We start from the raw sequence: 18801 nt of genomic DNA on the forward strand, positions 1-18801 counted from the left end.
CCCGTTTTATCGCGCTGGATCAGGGTTCCGGGTCGAATCTTGGCGCGAATACGACCCAGATCCCTGATCCGGTCGCAACGACCTAGCGGGTTTGTTCGAGCCAGCTGGCGTAGAGGCGGGCGTACACCGAACCCTCTTGGGCCACGAGCTCCTCGTGCGGTCCACGTTGGACGATGACGCCCTTGTCCACCACGATCACTTCGTCCGCGGCTTGCGCCGTGGACAACCGGTGGGCGATGGCAACGGTCGTCCGGCCGCGGGTGACCGCGTCCAGGGTGCGCTGGAGGCGCACCTCGGTGGCGGGGTCGACGGCGCTGGTCGCCTCGTCGAGGACGAGCAGATCCGGGTCGGCCACGTACGCCCGGGCGAGGGCCACGAGCTGCCGTTCACCGACGCTGAGCGCCTCGCCCCGCTCCCCGACCGAGGTCGCGAGGCCTTCGGGGAGACCGGCCAGCCAGTCGCCGAGCCCGAGTTCGGCGAAGGCGGCGGTCAGCTCGTCGTCGGTCAGCGACGGCCGCGCGAAGCGTACGTTCGCCCCGATGGTGTCGTCGAAGAGGAAGCCGTCCTGCGGCACCATCACGACGTGCGACCGCAGCGACTCGAAGCGCACGGTCGCCAGGTCCACTCCGGACAGCAGGACGCGGCCCTCGGTCGGGTCCATCAGCCGGGTGAGCAGCTTGGCGAAGGTGGTCTTGCCGCTGCCGGTCTCGCCGACCACCGCGACCTTGGTCTTCGCCGGGATCTCGAGGTGGACGTCGTGCAGGACGCGCGGCCCGGCCGGATAGTTGAAGCTGACGTGCTCGAAGGTGAGGTCCAGCGCGCCGGACGGCAGGTCCACACCGTCGTGCGCCGGGTCGGCCACGTCCGGCTTCTCGTCGAGGACGTCCAGCACGCGACGCCAGCCCGAGATCGCGTTCTGCGCCTCGTTGAGCACCTCGGTCGCGATCTGCACCGGCTGGATGAACAGCGTCACCAGGAAGAGGAACGCCACCAGCTCACCGAGCTCCAGGTGCTTGCCCACGCCCAGCACCACGCCGACGATCACGACCGCGGACATCGCCAGGCCCGCCGCCAGCTCACCGGTGGAGAAGCTGGTCACGCTCATCCGCAAGGCTCGCTTCTGGGCCCGCTCGTAGCTGCCGATCGTCTCGTCCAGCTTCTCCTGGGTACGCGCACCGACGCCGTAAGCGCGGATGACCGCCGAGCCGACGACCGCCTCGGAGACCGCACCGTAGAGCGCGCCGACCCGCTTGCGTACCTCGACGTAGAAGGTCGACAGGATCGGCTGGAACTTCTTGATCAGGTACGCCGAGGGCACGAACGCGGCGAGCACCACCAGCGTCAGTTCCCACGAGTAGAACGCCATCACGAGGGTGGTCACGAGGATCTGGCCGCTGTTGACCAGCAGGATCACGCCGCCCCACTGGAGGAACTGGGTGATCGAGTCCACGTCGGAGGTGACCCGGGCGACCAGTACGCCCCGCCGCTGGGTCTGCTGGTGCAGCATCGACAGATCGTGGATGTGCCGGAAGGTGCGTACGCGCAACGAGGCCAGCGCCGTCTCGGACACCGTGAAGAGTCGCTTCATCATCAGGTAGCCGCAGGCCGTAGTGCAGACGAGGATGGCGACGGTGAGCAGCGCGCCGATGGTGATGCGGGCCAGGTCCGGTCCGTGCTCGGCCTGCAGGCCCTCGTCGATGCCCTGCTGGATGGCGATCGGGACGGCGACCCGGCCGACCATCGACAAGATGGCGAGCCCCAATGTGCCGAGCAGACCGGTACGCAGCTCGGGCGAGAGCGACAGGCCTCGTTTCAGGGTCTGCCAAGTGGTCGCGGTGGCGGTCGAGTCAGGTACGGCCGCTGCGGTCATCGGACGATCTCCATCGCTGTGTCGGGCTCCTCGAGGTCGTCTTCGGGCTCCTCCGCGTCATAGGACCGGTCCCGCTCGGCTTCCGCCTTCTCGTACGCGGTCACGAGGCCTGCGTACCCGGGGACGCTCTCCAAGAGTTGCGTGTGCGTGCCGTGCGCGACAACCCGGCCTTGCTCGAGATAGACGACTTCATCCGCAAGAGCGATGGTCGCGCGCCGGTACGCGACGACGAGGATCGTCGCCCCGCCGGTGCCCGAGTCGGTGCCGGACCGAAGCGACCGGAGGATGGCCGCTTCGACGCGGGGGTCGACCGCGCTGGTCGCGTCGTCGAGGATCAGTACGCGCGGCTTCCCGGCCAGGGCGCGGGCGAGCACCAGCCGCTGCCGCTGTCCGCCGGACAACGTCGTGCCGCGCTCCCCGAGCTCGGTGTCGAGCCCTTCGGGCAACCGCTCGACGAACGGCTTCACCTGGGCCGTCGCGAGCGCCGCCCACGCTTCTTCGTCGGAGATGGGCGTGCCGTCGGCGTGCTGCCGGTCCAATGTGACGTTCGCCCGGACGGTGTCGTCGAAGGCGAACGACAGCTGCGGCACGAGCGCCACGGTCTGCGCGAGGTCGGCGGCCGCGAGACTCGGCGCCGGTACGCCGCCCAGCCGGATCTCGCCGGAGTCGGGGTCGAGCAGGCGCGCGGCCAACGTGGCGACGGTGGACTTGCCCGATCCGGTCGGGCCGACGAGGGCCACCGTCTTGCCGGGCTTCACTTTGAACGTCACGTCGTGCAGCACGGGTTCGCCGGCCACGTACGCGAAGTCGACCCGGTCGAAGGCGATCTCGGCCGCTCCGCTGCCCGGGACACCGCTTTCCCCGTACGCCATCTCCCCCGTGGCGGTCAGCACCCGCTGCACCCGGTCCCAGCCCGCGACCGAGCGGGGCAACTCGCCGAGGACCCAGCCGATCGAGCGGACGGGAAAGGCCATCACCGTGAACAGCAGCGTCACCGAGATGAGTTCTTGCAGGTCGATCGCACCCGTCTTGACCCGCCAGGCCCCCGCCACCAGTACGGCGAGGGTGCCGACGCTCGGCAGGCTCTCCAGCGACGGGTCGAAGACGCCGCGCAGCCGGCCGACCCGGATCAGCGCGTCACGAAGCTCGCGCGCCTTCGCCGCGAACCGCTCGGTCTCCGCCTGCTCGCGGCCCATCGTCTTGACGACGAGCGCGCCGTCGAAGCTCTCGTGCGCGATCCCGCTGACGGCCGCCCGCAACGACTGGGCCTTCGCCTGGCGGGGGGCCATCCGGCGGGAGTAGACGACGTTGAGGGTGAACAGCGCGGGGAACACCGCCAGGCCGACCAGCGCCAGCACCCAGTCGGTGAAGAAGAGGACCACGACGGCGGCGAACATCATCACGATGCTGCCGATGGCGAACGGCAGCGGCGCGATGGGCCACCAGGTCGCCTCGACGTCGGAGTTGGCGTTGGACAGCAGCGAGCCGGTCGAGTGCCGGGCGTGCCAGGCGGGCGGCAGCTCCAGATAGCGCCGCGTCACCTTGCGCCGGTACGCCGCTTGCAGCCGGAACTGCATGAACCCCGAGCCCAGCCGCCGGCCGAAGATGCCGATCACCTTCCCGGCGCTGACCGCCAGGACGAGGCCGGCGGCGAGGAGCAGCGTCCCCCACTCGTAACGCTTCGTGGCGAAAGCCGGCTCGACCACGTGGCCCACCACGTAGCCCAGCGCGTACGCCGTCCCGATCGTCAGGAGACCGAACAGGATGCTCCCGATCGTCGCGATCGTGAAGATCTTCGGTTCATGACGTACGCCGGCCCAGAGAACCCGCAGGCCGCGACCGATGACGTCGCGCCCGGTGATCTCTTTTCGGCCGTCCTCCGTTGACTTGCTGCCTGCCGCGCTCTCGGCCACCACGCCCCGCTTGTCCCTCGTAAGTTCCTAACCCGGTGTTCATCCTTACTGAGAGTGCGCGCCGAAGCTATCCGGAATCCGCTGTGGGTGGCGTCACAATCCGGCCAAGAACGGCTCAGCCGAACACACAACGCAGCCGAAACCATACGGCCGGGTATGGCTTAGGGGAGAACGTGCGGCTACCCTTCGGTAACACCAGAGAAACGTGGCGCACGTCACCCATAATCACGTTCCGAATTTCGGAGGGCAGCTCGGCCATGACCACGACCCAGGTCCCCTACCGGTCGATTCCGGAGATGTTCTTGAGCCGGGTGGCCGCCACCCCGGACAAGGAGGCGTTCGGCGGTCCCGGTCCGGACGGGCAGCCCCAGTACCTCACCTGGGCCCAGGTCGGTGAGCAGGCTCGGCAGATCGCCGCCGGGCTGACCACGCTCGGCATCGGTCACGAGGACCGGGTCGCGATCCTGGCCGGCACTCGGCTCGAGTGGATCCTGGCCGACCTCGGCATCATGTGCGCGGGCGGCGCGACCACGACCGTCTACCCCACTACCGAGCCCGAAGACGCCTGCTACATCATCGCCGACTCCGGCTCCAAGGTGCTCATCGCCGAGAACCCGGCGCAGGCCGCCAAGCTCGCCGCCGCCCCGGTTCCGTCGATCACCCACGTCGTGCTGATCGACGGCGAGGCCGACCCGGCGGCGGGCGTACCGCAGCTGACCCTGGCCGATCTGGAGGTCAAGGGCGCTCAGGCGCTCGCCGACAACCCCGGCCTCATCGACGACCTCGTCGCCGGCATCGAGCCCGACCATCTGGCGACGCTCATCTACACCTCCGGCACCACCGGCCGCCCGAAGGGCGTGGAGCTCCTCCACCGCGGCTGGTGCTGGGAAGGTGTCGTGCAGGGCGAGGTCGGCGTACTGATCCCCGAGGACCTGCAGTTCCTCTGGCTGCCGCTGTCGCACTCCTTCGGCAAGACGCTGATCTGCGGCATCATCCACGTCGGCGTGAAGACCTATGTGGACGGACGGGTCGACAAGATCAGCGAGAACCTCGGCCTCGTACGCCCGACGCTGATGGCGGCCGCGCCCCGCATCTTCGAGAAGGTCTACAACCGCGTCGTCACCGGCGTACAAGAAGACGGCGGCGCGAAGCTGAAGATCTTCGGCTGGGCCGTGGCCGTCGGCAAGCAGAAGGTGGCCCTCGAACAGGCCGGCCGGCCGGTGCCCGGCGGCCTGGCGCTGAAGTACCGGATCGCCGACAAGCTGGTCTTCTCAAAGCTGCGCGCCCGCCTCGGCGGTCGCATCCGCTACCTCGTCTCCGGCTCGGCGCCGCTGTCGGTGCCGATCGCCGAGTTCTTCGCTGCGGCAGGCCTGCCCATCTCGGAGGGCTACGGCCTGACCGAGTCCAGCGCGGGCAACTGCGTCAACCGGCCGGGAGCGCTGCGGATCGGGACGGTCGGCCCGGCCCTGGGCGACCTCGAGATCAAGATCGACACCGACGGTGAGGTGCTCCTGCGGGGCGCGCCGATCATGCGCGGGTACCACAACCTGGCCGACGAGACCGCCGCGGCGTTCACCGAGGACGGCTACTTCCGGACCGGCGACATCGGCGAACTCGACGACGCCGGCTTCCTGAAGATCACCGACCGCAAGAAGGACCTCGTCAAGACGTCCGGCGGCAAGTACATCGCGCCCAGCCACATCGAGGGCGTCTTCAAGGCGCTGTGCCCGCTGGTCTCTCAGGTCCTGGTCATCGGCCAGTCGCGCAACTACTGCACGATGGTCGTCACGCTCGATCCCGAGGCCGTCACGACCTGGTCGCACGGCGGCCCGCTGGAAGGCAAGTCGTACGCCGACATCGTCGCGTCGAAGGAGGCGAACGAGGTCGTCGCCGCCGCCGTGGCAGACCTGAACGGCCGCCTCAACCGGTGGGAGACCATCAAGAAGTTCACGATCCTGCCGCGGGACCTCACCATCGAAGACGGCGAGATCACCCCGTCGCTGAAGCTGAAGCGGCGGATCATCGAGGCGAACTTCAAAGCCGAGATCGAGGCGATGTACGCCGGCAGCCTCGCCGAGGTCTGACCTCCACCCGCTCCAGACGCCTCCGCGCTGCCCGGCGCGGAGGCGTTTTCCGTCGTTGTCGATCATGCCGCCGGGGAGTCGATCAGGGCACCCGGGACACGACACGCCGGCCGATCACGACCATTAGTTCATGATCGCGCGGAAAGGGGCGGGCCGCGCGGAAAGGGGCGGGGCGCGCGGAAAGGGGCAGGCCAAGCGGGGCTGGCAGCGCGAGCGGGGCGGGCAGGCGTCAGGCGATGAGGGCTTGGTCGGCGGCGTAGATCGCCCGATCCGGCGCCCGATCGAGGTCGAAGCGTGCGGCGGAGATCCGGTCCACCGCGTCCACCAGCTCCGGTTCGGGCAGCGTGAACGGGATGCGCAGGAACCGTTCCAGCGTCCCGTCGACGCCGAATCGAGGGCCGGGCGCGAGGCGTACGCCATGAGCTTCGGCCGCACGTGCCAAGGCGCTGGAGACGGGCGCGTCGAGTTCGGCCCACAGGGTCAGCCCGCCCTCCGGGACGCTGACCCGCCACTCGGGCAGGCGGTCGGCGAGCGCCTGGACCAGGGTGTCGCGCCGGGCCCGCAGACCTGGCCGACGGGCGTCGACCACCCCCGGCCCGTATGCCAGCAGCCGCACCGCGACGAGCTGGTCGAGCACGGGGCTGGCCATGTCGACGCCGACCCGCACCGCGGCGAGGCGCTGGACGAGTGGTGCGGCGGCCCGGATCCAGCCGATGCGCATGCCGCCCCAGTACGGTTTGGACAGTCCCCCGATGGTCATGACCCGGCTGTGCCGGTCGAAAGCGGCCACCGGCGGCGGCATCGAGCCGCGGTCGTCGAACAGGTGCATGTCCACGAAGGACTCATCGATGACGAGGTCGACTCCGGCGCTGTGCGCCACGGCGGGAAGCTGTTCGCGCAGCTTGACCGGCATCAGGTGACCGGTCGGGTTCTGGAACTCGGGCACCAGGTACGCAAGCCGCGGCCGGGTCTGCCGGAGCGTGTCGAGCAGCAGCTCACCGTCCCAGCCGCCGTGTCCCAGCCCGTGCGTCGCGATCCGCGCCCGCGCCCCGGCGAGCGCCGCGAGCGCACCCGGGTAGGTCGGCGACTCGGTCAGCACCGGCGCGCCGGGGTGGACGTGCAGCCGGATGACCAGGTCGAGGGCGTGCTGAGTGCCGTTGGTGATGAGGATCTGCTCGGGCCGGGTGGGCAGACCCCGCGCGGTGTACCGGTCGGCGACGACTTCCCGGAGCACGTCGAGCCCGCACGGCCAGTACCCGACCTGACCCAGGTACGCCGGGAGGTCGTCGACGGCGGCGCGCGCCACTTCCACCAACTCCGGCGGAGCAGCCGGTGCGGCACAGCTCAGGTCGATCACGCCCGGCTCCACCTGGGGCGAAGGTCCCCAGAGCCCGCTCGCCCCGACGCGCATACCCTCGGGGAGGGTCGTCCAACTGCCCGAACCGCGGCGGCTGGCCAGGTGCCCGGAGTCGCGCAGTTCCCGGTACGCCGCGGACACCGTCGTCCGGGAGATCCCGAGCGCCTCGGCGAGTTCGCGTTCCGCCGGAAGGCGTACGCCCAAAGCCAGGCGGCCGTCGGTCAGCAGGCCGCGCACCGACCCGGCGAGCGCCAGGTAGTCCGGACTGCGCCGGCGGGCCGGCAGCGCGTGCCATTCGCCGAGCAGCCGGGCCAGCTGGCCACCGCGTACCAAGCCACTCATCAGGCCACCTCCCGCCGATTGGCCGCTTTACGTGAGGCCACTCGGCCCTAGAGTGGCATGCATGCGCTTTGGTGACAAGACCGTCAGCCGCCTGCTCCGCCTCGTGACCGGCCTCGCCCTGTACGGCGTGAGCATCCAGCTGATGATCGCCGCCCACCTCGGCAACCAGCCGTGGAGCGTGCTTGACCAGGGCTTACACACCAAGACCGGGCTCACGATCGGCACGATCGTCGTCATTGTGGCGGCGGTCGTTCTGCTGTGCTGGATCCCACTCCGGCAGAAGCCCGGCCTCGGCACCATCGCCAACATGTTGCTCATCGGCCCGTTCGTTGACCTGACCGCGCTGGTCCTGCCCGAGCCCCGGGCCATGTGGGTGCGGATCGCCTACTTGCTCGGGGGCGTACTGCTCAACGCGATCGCGACTGGCCTCTACATCGGGGCCCACTTCGGCCCCGGCCCCCGCGACGGGCTCATGACCGGCCTGGCCAAGCGCGGGCTGTCGATCCGGGTCGCGCGTACCTCGATCGAGGTCGTGGTCGTCGCCATCGGCTTCCTGCTCGGCGGAACCTTCGGCATCGGCACAGTTCTCTATGCGCTGGCCATCGGGCCGCTGGCGCAGGTCTTCATCCCGCTGTTCGCGGTGCGGAGCACTCCGGTGGTCACGCCCGCTTCTGCTCCCGTCCCGGTCGAGGTCTGAGGGCGATATCCCGGGATGACGTCCCCTTGCGGCGGCGCAATGCCGCGTTATCCCCGGAAAACGCGGCCGCCCCAAGCAACGCGCGCAACGCAGGCTAGCCCGCCTGCGCAACGATGTCGTTGACGATCTTGAGGGCGACGTCCTTCTCGGCGGGCGGCATGTTGGCGTACAGGACCACGAGGTAGTCGTCGCCGTTCCAGGTGAACACGTGCGCGAGGTCCAGGACCCACAACCCCTTGCCGTCCTGCGGCGTCTCGACGTGCCAGGTCCGCGTGCCGTCGCGTACCGGGGTCCCGGCCTGCGCGAGCCAGCTCAGGGCCAGTGCGCGCATCCGGGCCGTAGTGCAGTCCCGCTCGCAGCGCAGCAGGCTCAGGACCACCGCCCGGTCCGGCGAGTGGGTCAGCTCGTCCACACATACTTTGCGGTACGCCGCGGGGGCGGACCGGAGCGTGTCGCCGTTGACGCAGTTCCACCCGTCCGGGAGGCGGAACGCGAACGGCCATCCGGGGAAGGCGGCCGTGTAGGTGGTGTCCCGGTCGACGTACGCCGGTCCCAGCACCGGCTTGCCGGTGACCGGCCGCAGCACGGGTGCCTTCGTCGAGGTGAGCCAGGTCGGCGCGGGCACCGGCGACGGGGACGGCGTACGCGAGACGGACGCCGACGGGGCGAGCGCAGCCGCCGAGGGGCGGTGCCGTGCTTCGGCGTCGATCGCGTTGGCTCGCTTGGCCAGCAGTACGCCGGAGGCGTACCCGATCGCGATGAGCAGCGGCAGGGCACCGAGCAGCACCCACAGCAGGGTCTGCGGGCGGGGTCCGGGCGCCGGTGGCCGCAGCACGGGGGTCGTCTGGGTCACGCTCGGCACGCTACCGCACCAGCAGACATCGGAGAACGTCAGATTCTGACGGGGTACCCGGCCGCGCCGAGCGCGTCCTTGACCTCGGCGATGCTGACCTCACCGAAGTGGAAGACACTGGCCGCCAGCACGGCGTCGGCGCCGGCGTCGATCGCCGGTGGGAAGTCCTCCGCGCGGCCCGCTCCGCCGCTGGCGATCACCGGGATGTCGACGGCCGCCCGGACCGCGGCGATCAGCTCCAGGTCGAATCCGCCTTTGGTGCCGTCGGCGTCCATCGAGTTGAGCAGGATCTCGCCCGCGCCCAGCTCGGCGACCCGGCGGGCCCACTCGACGGCGTCCACCCCGGCCGGTTTGCGCCCGCCGTGGGTGGTGACCTCGAAGCCGCTCGGCGCGTGCGGAAGACGGTCGAGCGTACGCCGGACGTCCAGAGACAGCACGAGCACCTGGTTGCCGAAGCGCTGGGCGATCTCGCTGATCAGCTCCGGGCGAGCCAGTGCGGCGGTGTTCACGCCGACCTTGTCCGCGCCCGCACGCAGCAGCACGTCCACGTCCTCGACGCTGCGGACGCCGCCGCCGACGGTCAGCGGGATGAACACCGTCTCCGCCGTACGCCGGACGACCTCCAGCATCGTCCCGCGCCCCTCGGAGCTGGCGCTGACGTCGAGGAAGGTCACCTCGTCCGCCCCGGCGGCGTCGTACGCGGCGGCCAGCTCGACCGGGTCCCCGGCGTCGCGGAGGTCGACGAAGTTGACGCCCTTCACCACCCGTCCGGCGTCGACGTCGAGACACGGGATGACCCGTACGGCAACCGTCATGTCCTCGAAAGTACAGGCTCCGGCGCGCCGGCCCGGTCGGAGTCCGGCCGCTGAGACGAACGCGTCACCCGCCGGATCGCGCCGAGGAGGATGCCGCCGACGACCAGCAGACCGCCGAGGATGTCGGTGAGTTCGAGCCGCTCGCCGAGGAAGAGGGCGGCGCTGGACATCCCGAAGAAGGGGACGAGCATCGAGAACGGGGCGACCGTGCCCGCGCCGTAACGGCGGATCAGCACGCCCCACAGCCCGAAGCCCAGGATGGTCGACAGGGCGCTGGTGTACGCGATCGCCCCGACCGCGGTCGCGTCGATCCCACGGAGCGCGGCCAGGTCGGCGGCGTACCCGTCGACGGCGAACGAGATTCCGAGCAGTGGCAGTGCGCCGACCGCCCCGACCCACATCAGGAAGCGCGCCATGTCGGGCGGGGCCGCCTTCCGCATGATGATGTTGTTCAGCCCCCAGAACGCCGACGACGCGATGACCAGCGCGAAGGCGAAGGGCGGACGCTCGCCGCCCACTCCGGCGGCGACGACGGCCATCCCACCGGTCGCCAGCAGCAGCCCGGCGATCTGGCGGAAGCCGGGGCGTTCGCGGAGCAGCGGGGCGGCCAGCAGGACGGTGAAGATCGCCTGGCTCTGCAGCACGAGCGAGGTGAGCCCGGCCGGCATGCCTTCCGCGATGCCCCAGAAGAACAGCGAGAAGTGCAGTACGCCCAAGGCGAGCGCCGAGGCGAAGACCCACCGCCATGGAACGCCCGGACCCCGGCGCAGCACCAGCAGGGGCAGGCCGACCGCGAAGAGCCGCAGCGAGCAGAACAGCAGGGCGGGCATCCGGTCGAGGCCGAGCTTGATCGACAGGAAGTTCAGGCCCCAGACGGCGGCGATGCCGACGGCCAGCAGAATGTCGCGCGGTCGCATGGTCTCATCCCAGCTCACGGCACGATTTAGCACCAGCGAATTGTTCTTCATTCTGAGTTAAGCTGCGCTACATGGATCTCGGACGACTTCGGGCCCTCGACGCGGTGGCGACCTACGGCAGCGTGCTCGCCGCGGCCGACGCCCTGCACATCACCCCGTCGGCGGTGAGCCAGCAGCTCGCCAAGCTCGACCGGGAAACGCGTACGCGGCTGCTGGAACGAGACGGTCGCGGGTTGCGGCTGACCGACGCCGGGCACATCCTCGCCGCCCACGCCGCCCGGGTGCTGGCCGCCGTCGACGAGGCCGAGTCGGCGCTCGCGGCGTACCACCAGGACGTCACGGGCACGATCACCATCGCGGCGTTCGCGACCGCGTGCCGGGGCCTGCTCCCCCGATCGCTGGCCGAGCTGGCGGCGAAGCACCCGCAGCTGGCCACCCGGATCGCCGAGACCAATCCCTACGAGGCGATGGACGCGCTGATCCGGGGCCGGGCCGACGTGGTGGTCGCCGACGACTGGCCGGAGATCGGCCTGGCCCTGCCGGACGGGGTCGCCCACGTGACGCTGGGCCACGACCGGGCCGACCTCATCGTCCCCAGTGGACACCGGTTGGCCGGTGCGCCGCCCGGACCGCTGGCCCGCGCCGGTGGCGAACGGTGGATCGCGTCGCCGCCCGGGACGATCTGCCACGACTGGCTGATGCGCGTGCTGCCCGGCGTACGCCCGGACTTCCTGGTCGGCGAGTTCGAGACCCAGCAGACGCTGGTGGCGGCCGGACTCGGCGTCGCCCTCATCCCCCGGTTGGCGCGTACGCACACCGTCCCGGGCACGGCGGTCGTCCCGATCGACCCCGCCCCGACTCGGCGGGTCGTCGTCGCCTGGCGCAAGGCGACCGAGGTACGCCCGGCGCTCGGCGCGACCGTGGCTGCGCTGCGCACCGCGTGGGCCGACCGCGCCACCGCCCCCGCCGCCCCCGCCGTCTGACGGCGATCCCGCGCCCGTGCGCGTCGCAAGATCCGCGCCGGATCAGGGATCTGGGTCGTATTCGCGCCAAGATTCGACCCAGATCCCTGATCCAGCGCCAAAAGCGGCCAGCGCCAAAACGGCTGGGGCGCATGGCGGGCGGCCAGTCATGGGTATAACTACGGTCATGGCCCCCAAGACGCCGCGCACCGCAGAACCCGGCCGGCTGCATCGCGACCGCCTCCTCCGGTTGCTCAAACGGGCGCCCCGGCACCCCTCCGACCTCGGCTTCCGAGCCTGGGCCCGCGTCTTTCGGCGTACCATCACGGAATTCGTGGCCGACGACTTGGGCGACATGGCCGCGGCCCTGACTTATTACGGCATCCTGTCGATCTTCCCGGGCCTGTTGGTGCTCGTCGCCGCGGTGGGCCTGCTGGGCGACTCGACCGCGAGCGCCGTGGAGGCGAACATCCGCGAGCTCGCACCCGGCCCGGCGCAGCAGATCGTCGCCGACGGCATCGACAACCTCCGGGCGAGCCCGCAGGCCGCGGGAGTGCTGGCCGTCGCCGGTCTGGTGATCGCCTTCTGGTCGGCGACCGGCTACATCGGAGCGTTCATGCGGGCCGCCAACCGGATCTTCGACGTGCCCGAGGGCCGGCCGTTCTGGAAGACGGTGCCGACGCAGCTCGCCATCACCGCGATCACCGGCGTCTTCCTCGCCGCGAGCGCGCTGGCGGTCGTGTTCACGGGGCGGCTGGCCGCGCAGACCGGCAAGGCGCTCGGCTTCGAGGACGCCACCGTACGCGTCTTCGACGTGGTGAAATGGCCTGCGCTGATTCTCGGCGTGACGATGATGCTGGCGTTGCTCTACTGGGCGAGCCCCAACGCCCGCCAGGGCGGCTTCCGCTGGATCACCCCGGGCAGCCTGTTCGCGGTGATCCTCTGGATCGCGGTGTCCGCCGGGTTCGCCTTCTACGTCGCCCATTTCGGGTCGTACAACAAGACATACGGAACCCTCGGCGGGGTGATCGTCTTCCTCGTCTGGCTGTGGCTGACCAATGTGGCCGTACTGCTGGGCGCGGAGTTCGACGCTGAACTCGGCCGCGCCCGGGCGATCGCGGCCGGGCTGCCCCCGCGCGCGGAGCCCTATCTGCCCCTCCGCGACGTCCCCAAGCAGCACGAACTCCAGGAACTCACGGACGATCACCTGTCGGAGGCCAACCCCTCAGACTAGCTACCCAACGTCATGGTGTCGTCACCCGAATGCGACTGCGCTGTCGTTAGATCGGCGACATCCATGTGACGGATCGGTGACTGTGAATAGTGATCGCGCCGTCACAGAATGCTCCGCATGACCGACCCCGGGCCCGGGCCCATCGAGGCGGCCTCCGCTCGGCTGCTCGACTGGCTGGGGCGGACGGCCGGCACCGCCGCGCATCTGTCCACCGCGGAACAGAAATCCGGCGGGAAGCCGGACAGCGGCGTCACCGTCTACCCGCTGGAAGTACGCCCGGCGAGGCAGACACGCGGCACCGGCCCCCGCGAGCCGTACCGGTTCACCGTGCGGTTCCTCGTGACCGGCCCGCTGCCCGCGTTGGACCGGCTGCTGATCGCTGCCGTCCGAGCCGGTGAGCCGGAGATCCTGCTGACGGCGGGCGATCCGGCGCTGTGGCAGGCGCTCGGCATACCGCCGCGACCGGCGCTGATCGTCGATCTGCCCGCCGCCGTCACCTTCCCCGAACTCCCGGCCCCGCCGGTGCTCCATCCGCTGAAGATCGAGCACATCGGCCGGCGGACGCTGGCCGGCACCGTCGTCGGCCCCGGCGACGTTCCGCTGGCGGCCGTCCGGGTCGAAGTGCTCGGCACCACGCTGACCGCCACCACCGATGCGCACGGGCGGTTCACCGTCGCGGGCGTGCCCGACACCGGCGAGGTACGCCTACGCCTGGCCGGGCGCGGCCGGACCTTCGTCGCCGCCGTCGAACCCGGCGGAGATATCGGCGGAGGTCCCGACGGCCCGGACCTCATCCTCCGCTGCGATCTGCCCACCCGGTAAAGACTGAGGAGATCCCATGCCCAACTACTTCTCCCCCGGCATCTACGTCGAGGAGGTGCCCAGTGGCGCGCGCCCGATCAGCGCGGTGGGCACCAGCACGGCGGGCTTCGTCGGGGTCGCCCCGAACCCGAACGCCGTGTCCGACCGCGCGGTCGCGGTCAACAACTGGACCGAGTTCCTGAACGTTTTCGCGTCCGGTGTGGACAATCCGCAGGGCACTCCGTTGTCCCGCGCGGTCTTCGGCTTCTTCGACAACGGCGGCACCCGCTGCTGGGTGGTCAACGTGGGGGCGAACGGCCAGATCTCGGGCACCGGGCGTAAGCGGGCCGGGTTGCAGCTGCTGGAGACGGTGGACGAGATCTCCATCCTCGCCGCGCCCGGCTTCCACGGCGCGGTCGCCACCGAGGCCGTCCTCAGCCTGGCCGAGCGGCTGCGGACGGTGGTCGCCATCTGCGACCCGCCGCCGGACGTGGACGACATCTCCAGCCTGACCCGGGTGGCGACGCCGACCGAGAAGCCGGCCAAGCCGCCGAAGCCGGACGACGCCGCGGCCGCGACTCCCGCCGCTTCGCCCGAGGAGGTCGGCAACCGGCCCCGGCAGTCGGAGTTCGGCACCTTCTACTACCCGTGGATCACCGTCCGCGACCCGCTGACCGGCGAACTCGTGGACACTCCGCCGTCCGGGCACATCGCCGGGATCTGGGCGCGTACCGACGCCCTTCGCGGGGTCCACAAGGCTCCGGCCAACGAGCCGGTACGCGGAGCGGTCGATCTCGCCCGCCAGCTGACCCGCTCGGAGCAGGACGTGCTGAATCCCAAGGGGGTCAACTGCATCCGGTCGTTCGCCGGGGAGGGCATCCGCGTCTGGGGCGCGCGGACGCTGGCCGCCGAGGCGAGCGAGTGGCGCTACCTCAACGTACGCCGCCTGACGATCTCGCTGGAGCAGTCGATCGCCAACGGCACCCGCTGGATGGTGTTCGAGCCCAACGACTACACGTTGTGGCGCTCGATCCGCCGCGACATCGGCGCGTTCCTGACCCGGGTCTGGCGCGACGGCGCCCTGCTGGGGCGTACGGCGGAAGAGGCGTTCTTCGTCAAGTGCGACGAGGAGACGAACCCCGCCGACGTCCGGGACGCCGGAATGGTGGTCGCGCACATCGGCATCGCGGTGGTCAAGCCGGCCGAGTTCGTGGTGTTCAAGCTGAGCCAGTGGGCCGGCGGCACCGAGACCGAGACGATTGGGAGCTGACAATGGCACAGGCCACTCCGCAGCCGGGCACGCCGGAAGACCCCTACCGCGCGTACAACTTCAAGCTGCTCATCAACGGCGTCACCAACGGCCACTTCACCGAGGTCTCCGGGCTCGAGTTCACCATCCCGCGGATCGCGTACCGGGAGGGCGGCAACGACCGCGTCCGCTTCGTCCCCGGCCAGGTCGACTACGAGCCGATCGTCCTCCACTTCGGACTGACGCGGTCCCGCGAGCTCTGGGACTGGGCCAACGCCGGCGCGAAGGGCGCGGTCAGCCGCCGCAACGTCTCCATCGTGCTGCTCGACGCGGCGGGCACGACCGAGGTGCTGCGCTGGAACGTCATCAACGCGTGGCCGACCCGCTGGCGGGGGGCTCACCTCAACACGCTCGCCCAGGAGATCGCGATCGAGTCGATCGCGCTCGCGTACGAGAGCCTCGAGCTGGAGAGCGGCAGTGGCGCGGCGGCCAAGCCTGCGTAGCGTCGCGCGGCTGCTCCGCCGGGCGGCGTCCGTCTTGGATCCGCCGGTGGAGACCGCCGCGCCCCGCTCGCCCGGCCGGCCTCCGGAGCACTGGCTCGCGCTGGTCACCGCGCACGCGCCCGGCCTGCTGCGCGATCGTTCCGCTCCGGATGAAGGGATACGCACAACGGCGTACCCGGATTCGGCGGTCGCGTCCGACTTTCCCGCCCCGGTCGCTTCTCCGGTCCGGCCGCTGCCGATCGGGCCTGCTCTCGTGACGCCGACCGCTCCCTTTTCGCGCCGGATCAGGGATGTCCACGCTCCCAGCGCCCAAGATTCGCCCCGGATCCCTGATCCGCTGCGTACGCCGACGAGCCCGGGGACGCCGGTGCCGCCGGCCGTCAGGCCGGGGCGGGTGGACCCGGCGGTGCCGGACGCGGTGGTCACGCGCGGGCGGGACGAGCCGGTGGGACCGGCGCGGTGGCCGGCTTTGTCCGGCGAACCCGCCGTGGCCGCAGCACGGTGGTCCACTACGGACACCGGCAGCGCCGGAGGCGAGGTGCCTGCGGCCCGGGTCACCCCCGTTCCGCCGCTGCCCCTTCCGTCCGCCGCGATCACTCAGGCCGCCCCGTTTTCCGGGCGGATCAGGGATCCCGGTCGAATCTTGGGCCAAGATTCGTCCGAGATCCCTGATCCGGTGCGCACGCGCGGAGCGGCGTCGGAGCCGACGGCACCCGCGCGACGACCGCGGACCCCGGCGGACGCGGAGGTGCCGCGAGCCGTGAGTCCGTGGCCGGAGTTGCCGGACGACGCCGAGCTGTGGGCCGTCGTGCCGCCGCTGTTCACCGCCGACCGGCTCGCCCGCCTCGACCGGGAACAGGCGGGTGGCTGATGGAACGGGTCGCCTTCCTCATCGACGAGACCGGAGTACGCGTGGACTGCCTGCTCAATCCGGAGACCGTCCAGGTCACCCGGCTGGCCGGGGTGCGTCCGCGCTCGTCGGCGGCCGGGCAGATCACCGGGCAAGGGCTGGCCGACGATCCGCTGATCTTCACCGGCGGTGGGCGTACCGAGCTGACCCTGGATCTGTTATTCGACATCGACTTCGTGGAGTCGCAGACCCGCCCGGCCGACGTCCGCGCGCTCACGCGTCCCCTGTGGATGCTGGCCGAGAACTCGGCGACCGAGCACGGCTGGGTACGCCCGCCGAAGGTGCTGTTCGCGTGGGGCAAGACCTGGCTGGTGCCCGGGATCATCGTGGCGATCGCCGAGCGCTTCGACGCCTTCACCCTCGGCGGTACGCCGAAACGCTCCTGGCTTCGCTTGAAGCTGGTCCGGGTGGCGGAGTCGGCCGACCAGGCGCAGGCGGGGTTCGAGGAGGAACTCGCCGCCGCCAGTACGCCGGCCGCACCGGGCACGGCGATCGTGGCGACCGGCGACGGCAGCGCGACGGGCACGACCGGCACGGCTGGAGCCACCGGGGTGCGGTTCGACCTGCTCGCGCACGATGCCCTGGGTTCGCCGTTGCGGTGGCGGCTGCTGGCCGAGCACAACGACATCACCAATCCGTTCGAGGTGGAGGCGGGGACGGCGTTGGCCGTACCCCCGATCACGGGCACGGTCGCCGGGTCGGCCGGTGAGACACCATGAGTTCCGTGACGCCCCGGGCGATCACCGTCACGCTGAAGGGCACTCCGTTGCCGCCGTCGGCGCTGACCCGGCTGATCGGCGTACGCGTCTCGGCCCGGCTCGACCAGCCCGGTCAGTGCGAGCTGACCTTCACCGCCGATCCGGGGTCGGGGGCGGACCCGGCCATGTTCCCGCTCGGGGCGGCGCTGGCCGTACGCCTGGACGACACCGCCGAAGAGCTGTTCACCGGCGAGGTGACCGCCGTGGAGCTGGAGTACGCCGCCGACGGCGCACCGCTGCTACGCGCGCGGGCGTACGACCCGTTGCATCGGCTGCGCAAGCATCAGGAGCTGCGCGTCTTCGAATCGGTGACGGTGGCCGACCTCGCCGGTCAGCTCGCCGGATCGGCCGGTCTGACGGTGGATGCGGACGACGACGGTCCCCGGATCGAGCGGCTCTTGCAGCATCGGCAGACCGATCTGGAGCTGCTGACCGAGGTCGCCGGACGGGCCGGACTGCACCTCGCCGTCGACGGCGACACCCTGCGACTGATCACTTTGGACGGTTACGGCTTCCCCGTCCCGCTCGACCTGGGCAAGACGCTGCTCGGCGTACGCGTCGAGGCGAACCTCGACCAGGCGGCCGGCGACAGCACGGCGCTCGGCTGGCATCCGCAGCGGGCCGAACTGATCGAGCAGTCCGCCGGATCGGCGCGGTCCGGGCGGCAGATCCCGCTTCGGCCCGATCCCGGCGACGTCGGGGCCGACGGTACGCGTACCGCGGTCAACCAGCCCGGCCGCAGTGACGACGAACTGGCCGCGCTCGCCCAAGCCTGGCTCGACACGCGTACTGCCGCGTGGGCGACCGCGACCGGGGTGGCCGACGGCGATGGACGTCTGCGGCCGGGGCGGCGGATCGCGATCGGCGGCGTCGCCGAGCGGTTCTGCGGGGCGTACGTGCTGACCGAGGTGGTGCACACGATCGACGCGGCCGGGCATCTGACCCGCTTCTCCACCGAGCCGCCGCCCGTGCCGCCGCAGTCCTCGGCCGCCGTGCTCACCTTGGGCTCGGTGACCGATGTGGACGATCCCGACCGGCTGGGCCGGGTCCGGATCGAGCTCCCGGCGTACGGGGGTCTCGACGCGGGCTGGCTCGCCGTCGCGATGCCCGGCGCGGGCAAGGGCAAGGGCATCGTGGCGCTGCCCGACCCGGAGGACACCGTGCTGGTGGCGTTGCCGGGCGGCGAACCGGCCGCCGGGATCGTCCTCGGCTCGCTCTTCGGCACGGTCGAGCCCTACGACGCCGGGATCAACGACGGCAAGGCCCAGCGCTGGTCGATGCGCACGGCGTACGGGCAGAAGATCGTCGTGGACGACGGTGGCCGCAGCCTGCGGCTGGAGACCGAGGTGGGCAGCTACCTGGAGCTGACACCGGACCTGACCACCCTGCACGCCGCGACGCCGCTGGTGCTCCAGGCGCCCGGCAAGGCGATGGTCATCCGGGCCCGGACCGTCGACTTCCAGCACGCCGACGCGCCCGAGGAACCGCAGGCGGCGGCCGATCAGGCGGCCGCGGCGGCGAAGCAGAGCGGCTGAG

Annotated in this window: 16 protein-coding genes; 10 read left to right on the forward strand and 6 right to left on the reverse strand. The window is 71.0% G+C overall.

All coding sequences use genetic code 11. From position 1 onward, the window contains the following. Positions 1–82: 82 nt before the first annotated feature. Together HOV77_RS20670 and HOV77_RS20675 are read right to left on the reverse strand one after the other, a co-directional pair. Positions 83–1870 (reverse strand): ABC transporter ATP-binding protein, encoded by a 1788-nt coding sequence (locus HOV77_RS20670; RefSeq protein ID WP_290864086.1) that lies wholly within the window; start codon positions 1868–1870, stop codon positions 83–85. Then, the gene (locus HOV77_RS20675; RefSeq protein ID WP_290864237.1) at positions 1867–3732 is read right to left on the reverse strand and encodes an ABC transporter ATP-binding protein; all 1866 of its coding nucleotides are present in this window, start codon (positions 3730–3732) and stop codon (positions 1867–1869) included. The genes HOV77_RS20670 and HOV77_RS20675 overlap by 4 nt, the downstream gene beginning before the upstream one ends. 308 nt (positions 3733–4040) lie before the next feature. Here HOV77_RS20675 and HOV77_RS20680 point away from each other — a divergent pair, with 308 nt between their 5' ends. Further along, complete coding sequence (locus HOV77_RS20680) at positions 4041–5867, forward strand: long-chain fatty acid--CoA ligase (protein ID WP_290864088.1); 1827 nt, start codon at positions 4041–4043, stop codon at positions 5865–5867. Positions 5868–6096: 229 nt separating this feature from the next. On the opposite strand, the gene HOV77_RS20685 is transcribed toward HOV77_RS20680, so the two are convergent. Next, positions 6097–7566, reverse strand: a complete 1470-nt coding sequence (locus HOV77_RS20685) for a PLP-dependent aminotransferase family protein (protein ID WP_290864090.1) — start codon at positions 7564–7566, stop codon at positions 6097–6099. Between the two features lie 61 nt (positions 7567–7627). On the opposite strand from HOV77_RS20685, the gene HOV77_RS20690 reads away from it, so the two are divergent. Next, positions 7628–8263 carry a hypothetical protein gene (locus HOV77_RS20690; RefSeq protein ID WP_290864092.1) on the forward strand — a complete coding sequence of 212 codons (636 nt, stop codon included), beginning with the start codon at positions 7628–7630 and terminating at the stop codon, positions 8261–8263. A 94-nt stretch (positions 8264–8357) separates the two neighbouring features. On the opposite strand, the gene HOV77_RS20695 is transcribed toward HOV77_RS20690, so the two are convergent. The 3 genes from HOV77_RS20695 to HOV77_RS20705 are packed head-to-tail and all read right to left on the reverse strand — an operon-like array spanning position 8358 to position 10848. Then, a complete protein-coding gene (locus HOV77_RS20695) occupies positions 8358–9116 on the reverse strand; it encodes a hypothetical protein (RefSeq protein ID WP_290864094.1) in 759 nt (252 codons plus the stop codon). Between the two features lie 38 nt (positions 9117–9154). After that, on the reverse strand, positions 9155–9931 hold the full coding sequence (gene hisF, locus HOV77_RS20700) for an imidazole glycerol phosphate synthase subunit HisF (protein ID WP_290864096.1): 777 nt from the start codon (positions 9929–9931) through the stop codon (positions 9155–9157). Next, positions 9928–10848, reverse strand: a complete 921-nt coding sequence (locus HOV77_RS20705) for an EamA family transporter (protein ID WP_290864098.1) — start codon at positions 10846–10848, stop codon at positions 9928–9930. Before HOV77_RS20705 ends, hisF begins: the two co-directional genes overlap by 4 nt. Before the next feature lie 71 nt (positions 10849–10919). Between HOV77_RS20705 and HOV77_RS20710 the strand changes: the two genes are divergently transcribed. The 8 genes from HOV77_RS20710 to HOV77_RS20745 all read left to right on the forward strand — a co-directional run bounded on the left by HOV77_RS20710 (position 10920) and on the right by HOV77_RS20745 (position 18800). Beyond that, the gene (locus HOV77_RS20710; RefSeq protein WP_290864100.1) at positions 10920–11831 is read left to right on the forward strand and encodes a LysR family transcriptional regulator; all 912 of its coding nucleotides are present in this window, start codon (positions 10920–10922) and stop codon (positions 11829–11831) included. Between the two features lie 166 nt (positions 11832–11997). After that, the gene (locus HOV77_RS20715) at positions 11998–13044 is read left to right on the forward strand and encodes a YihY/virulence factor BrkB family protein (RefSeq protein WP_290864102.1); all 1047 of its coding nucleotides are present in this window, start codon (positions 11998–12000) and stop codon (positions 13042–13044) included. Between the two features lie 117 nt (positions 13045–13161). Further along, entirely contained in the window at positions 13162–13866 is a 705-nt protein-coding gene (locus HOV77_RS20720; protein ID WP_290864104.1) for a carboxypeptidase-like regulatory domain-containing protein, read from the forward strand. 16 nt (positions 13867–13882) lie between these two features. Further along, positions 13883–15115: a phage tail sheath subtilisin-like domain-containing protein gene (locus tag HOV77_RS20725; RefSeq protein ID WP_290864106.1), complete on the forward strand. Its 1233-nt coding sequence runs from the start codon at positions 13883–13885 to the stop codon at positions 15113–15115. Positions 15116–15117: 2 nt separating this feature from the next. Beyond that, positions 15118–15597: a phage tail protein gene (locus tag HOV77_RS20730; protein WP_290864108.1), complete on the forward strand. Its 480-nt coding sequence runs from the start codon at positions 15118–15120 to the stop codon at positions 15595–15597. Further along, positions 15572–16468 (forward strand): hypothetical protein, encoded by an 897-nt coding sequence (locus HOV77_RS20735; RefSeq protein WP_290864110.1) that lies wholly within the window; start codon positions 15572–15574, stop codon positions 16466–16468. The genes HOV77_RS20730 and HOV77_RS20735 overlap by 26 nt, the downstream gene beginning before the upstream one ends. Continuing rightward, the gene (locus HOV77_RS20740; protein ID WP_290864112.1) at positions 16468–17226 is read left to right on the forward strand and encodes a hypothetical protein; all 759 of its coding nucleotides are present in this window, start codon (positions 16468–16470) and stop codon (positions 17224–17226) included. Before HOV77_RS20735 ends, HOV77_RS20740 begins: the two co-directional genes overlap by 1 nt. Further along, positions 17223–18800: a phage baseplate assembly protein V gene (locus HOV77_RS20745; RefSeq protein WP_290864114.1), complete on the forward strand. Its 1578-nt coding sequence runs from the start codon at positions 17223–17225 to the stop codon at positions 18798–18800. The genes HOV77_RS20740 and HOV77_RS20745 overlap by 4 nt, the downstream gene beginning before the upstream one ends. The last annotated feature ends 1 nt before the right edge of the window (position 18801 follow it).

The organism is Hamadaea sp., from assembly GCF_013362815.1.
Lineage (GTDB): Bacteria > Actinomycetota > Actinomycetes > Mycobacteriales > Micromonosporaceae > Hamadaea.

What these genes read in the sequence shown, in the direction of transcription:
- HOV77_RS20670 (WP_290864086.1), bottom strand. Translation starts at nt 1,870, where the DNA reads ATGACCGCAGCGGCCGTACCTGACTCGACCGCCACCGCGACCACTTGG.
- HOV77_RS20680 (WP_290864088.1), top strand. Translation starts at nt 4,041, where the DNA reads ATGACCACGACCCAGGTCCCCTACCGGTCGATTCCGGAGATGTTCTTG.
- HOV77_RS20685 (WP_290864090.1), bottom strand. Translation starts at nt 7,566, where the DNA reads ATGAGTGGCTTGGTACGCGGTGGCCAGCTGGCCCGGCTGCTCGGCGAA.
- HOV77_RS20690 (WP_290864092.1), top strand. Translation starts at nt 7,628, where the DNA reads ATGCGCTTTGGTGACAAGACCGTCAGCCGCCTGCTCCGCCTCGTGACC.
- hisF (WP_290864096.1), bottom strand. Translation starts at nt 9,931, where the DNA reads ATGACGGTTGCCGTACGGGTCATCCCGTGTCTCGACGTCGACGCCGGA.
- HOV77_RS20705 (WP_290864098.1), bottom strand. Translation starts at nt 10,848, where the DNA reads ATGCGACCGCGCGACATTCTGCTGGCCGTCGGCATCGCCGCCGTCTGG.
- HOV77_RS20710 (WP_290864100.1), top strand. Translation starts at nt 10,920, where the DNA reads ATGGATCTCGGACGACTTCGGGCCCTCGACGCGGTGGCGACCTACGGC.
- HOV77_RS20715 (WP_290864102.1), top strand. Translation starts at nt 11,998, where the DNA reads ATGGCCCCCAAGACGCCGCGCACCGCAGAACCCGGCCGGCTGCATCGC.
- HOV77_RS20720 (WP_290864104.1), top strand. Translation starts at nt 13,162, where the DNA reads ATGACCGACCCCGGGCCCGGGCCCATCGAGGCGGCCTCCGCTCGGCTG.
- HOV77_RS20725 (WP_290864106.1), top strand. Translation starts at nt 13,883, where the DNA reads ATGCCCAACTACTTCTCCCCCGGCATCTACGTCGAGGAGGTGCCCAGT.
- HOV77_RS20730 (WP_290864108.1), top strand. Translation starts at nt 15,118, where the DNA reads ATGGCACAGGCCACTCCGCAGCCGGGCACGCCGGAAGACCCCTACCGC.
- HOV77_RS20740 (WP_290864112.1), top strand. Translation starts at nt 16,468, where the DNA reads ATGGAACGGGTCGCCTTCCTCATCGACGAGACCGGAGTACGCGTGGAC.
- HOV77_RS20745 (WP_290864114.1), top strand. Translation starts at nt 17,223, where the DNA reads ATGAGTTCCGTGACGCCCCGGGCGATCACCGTCACGCTGAAGGGCACT.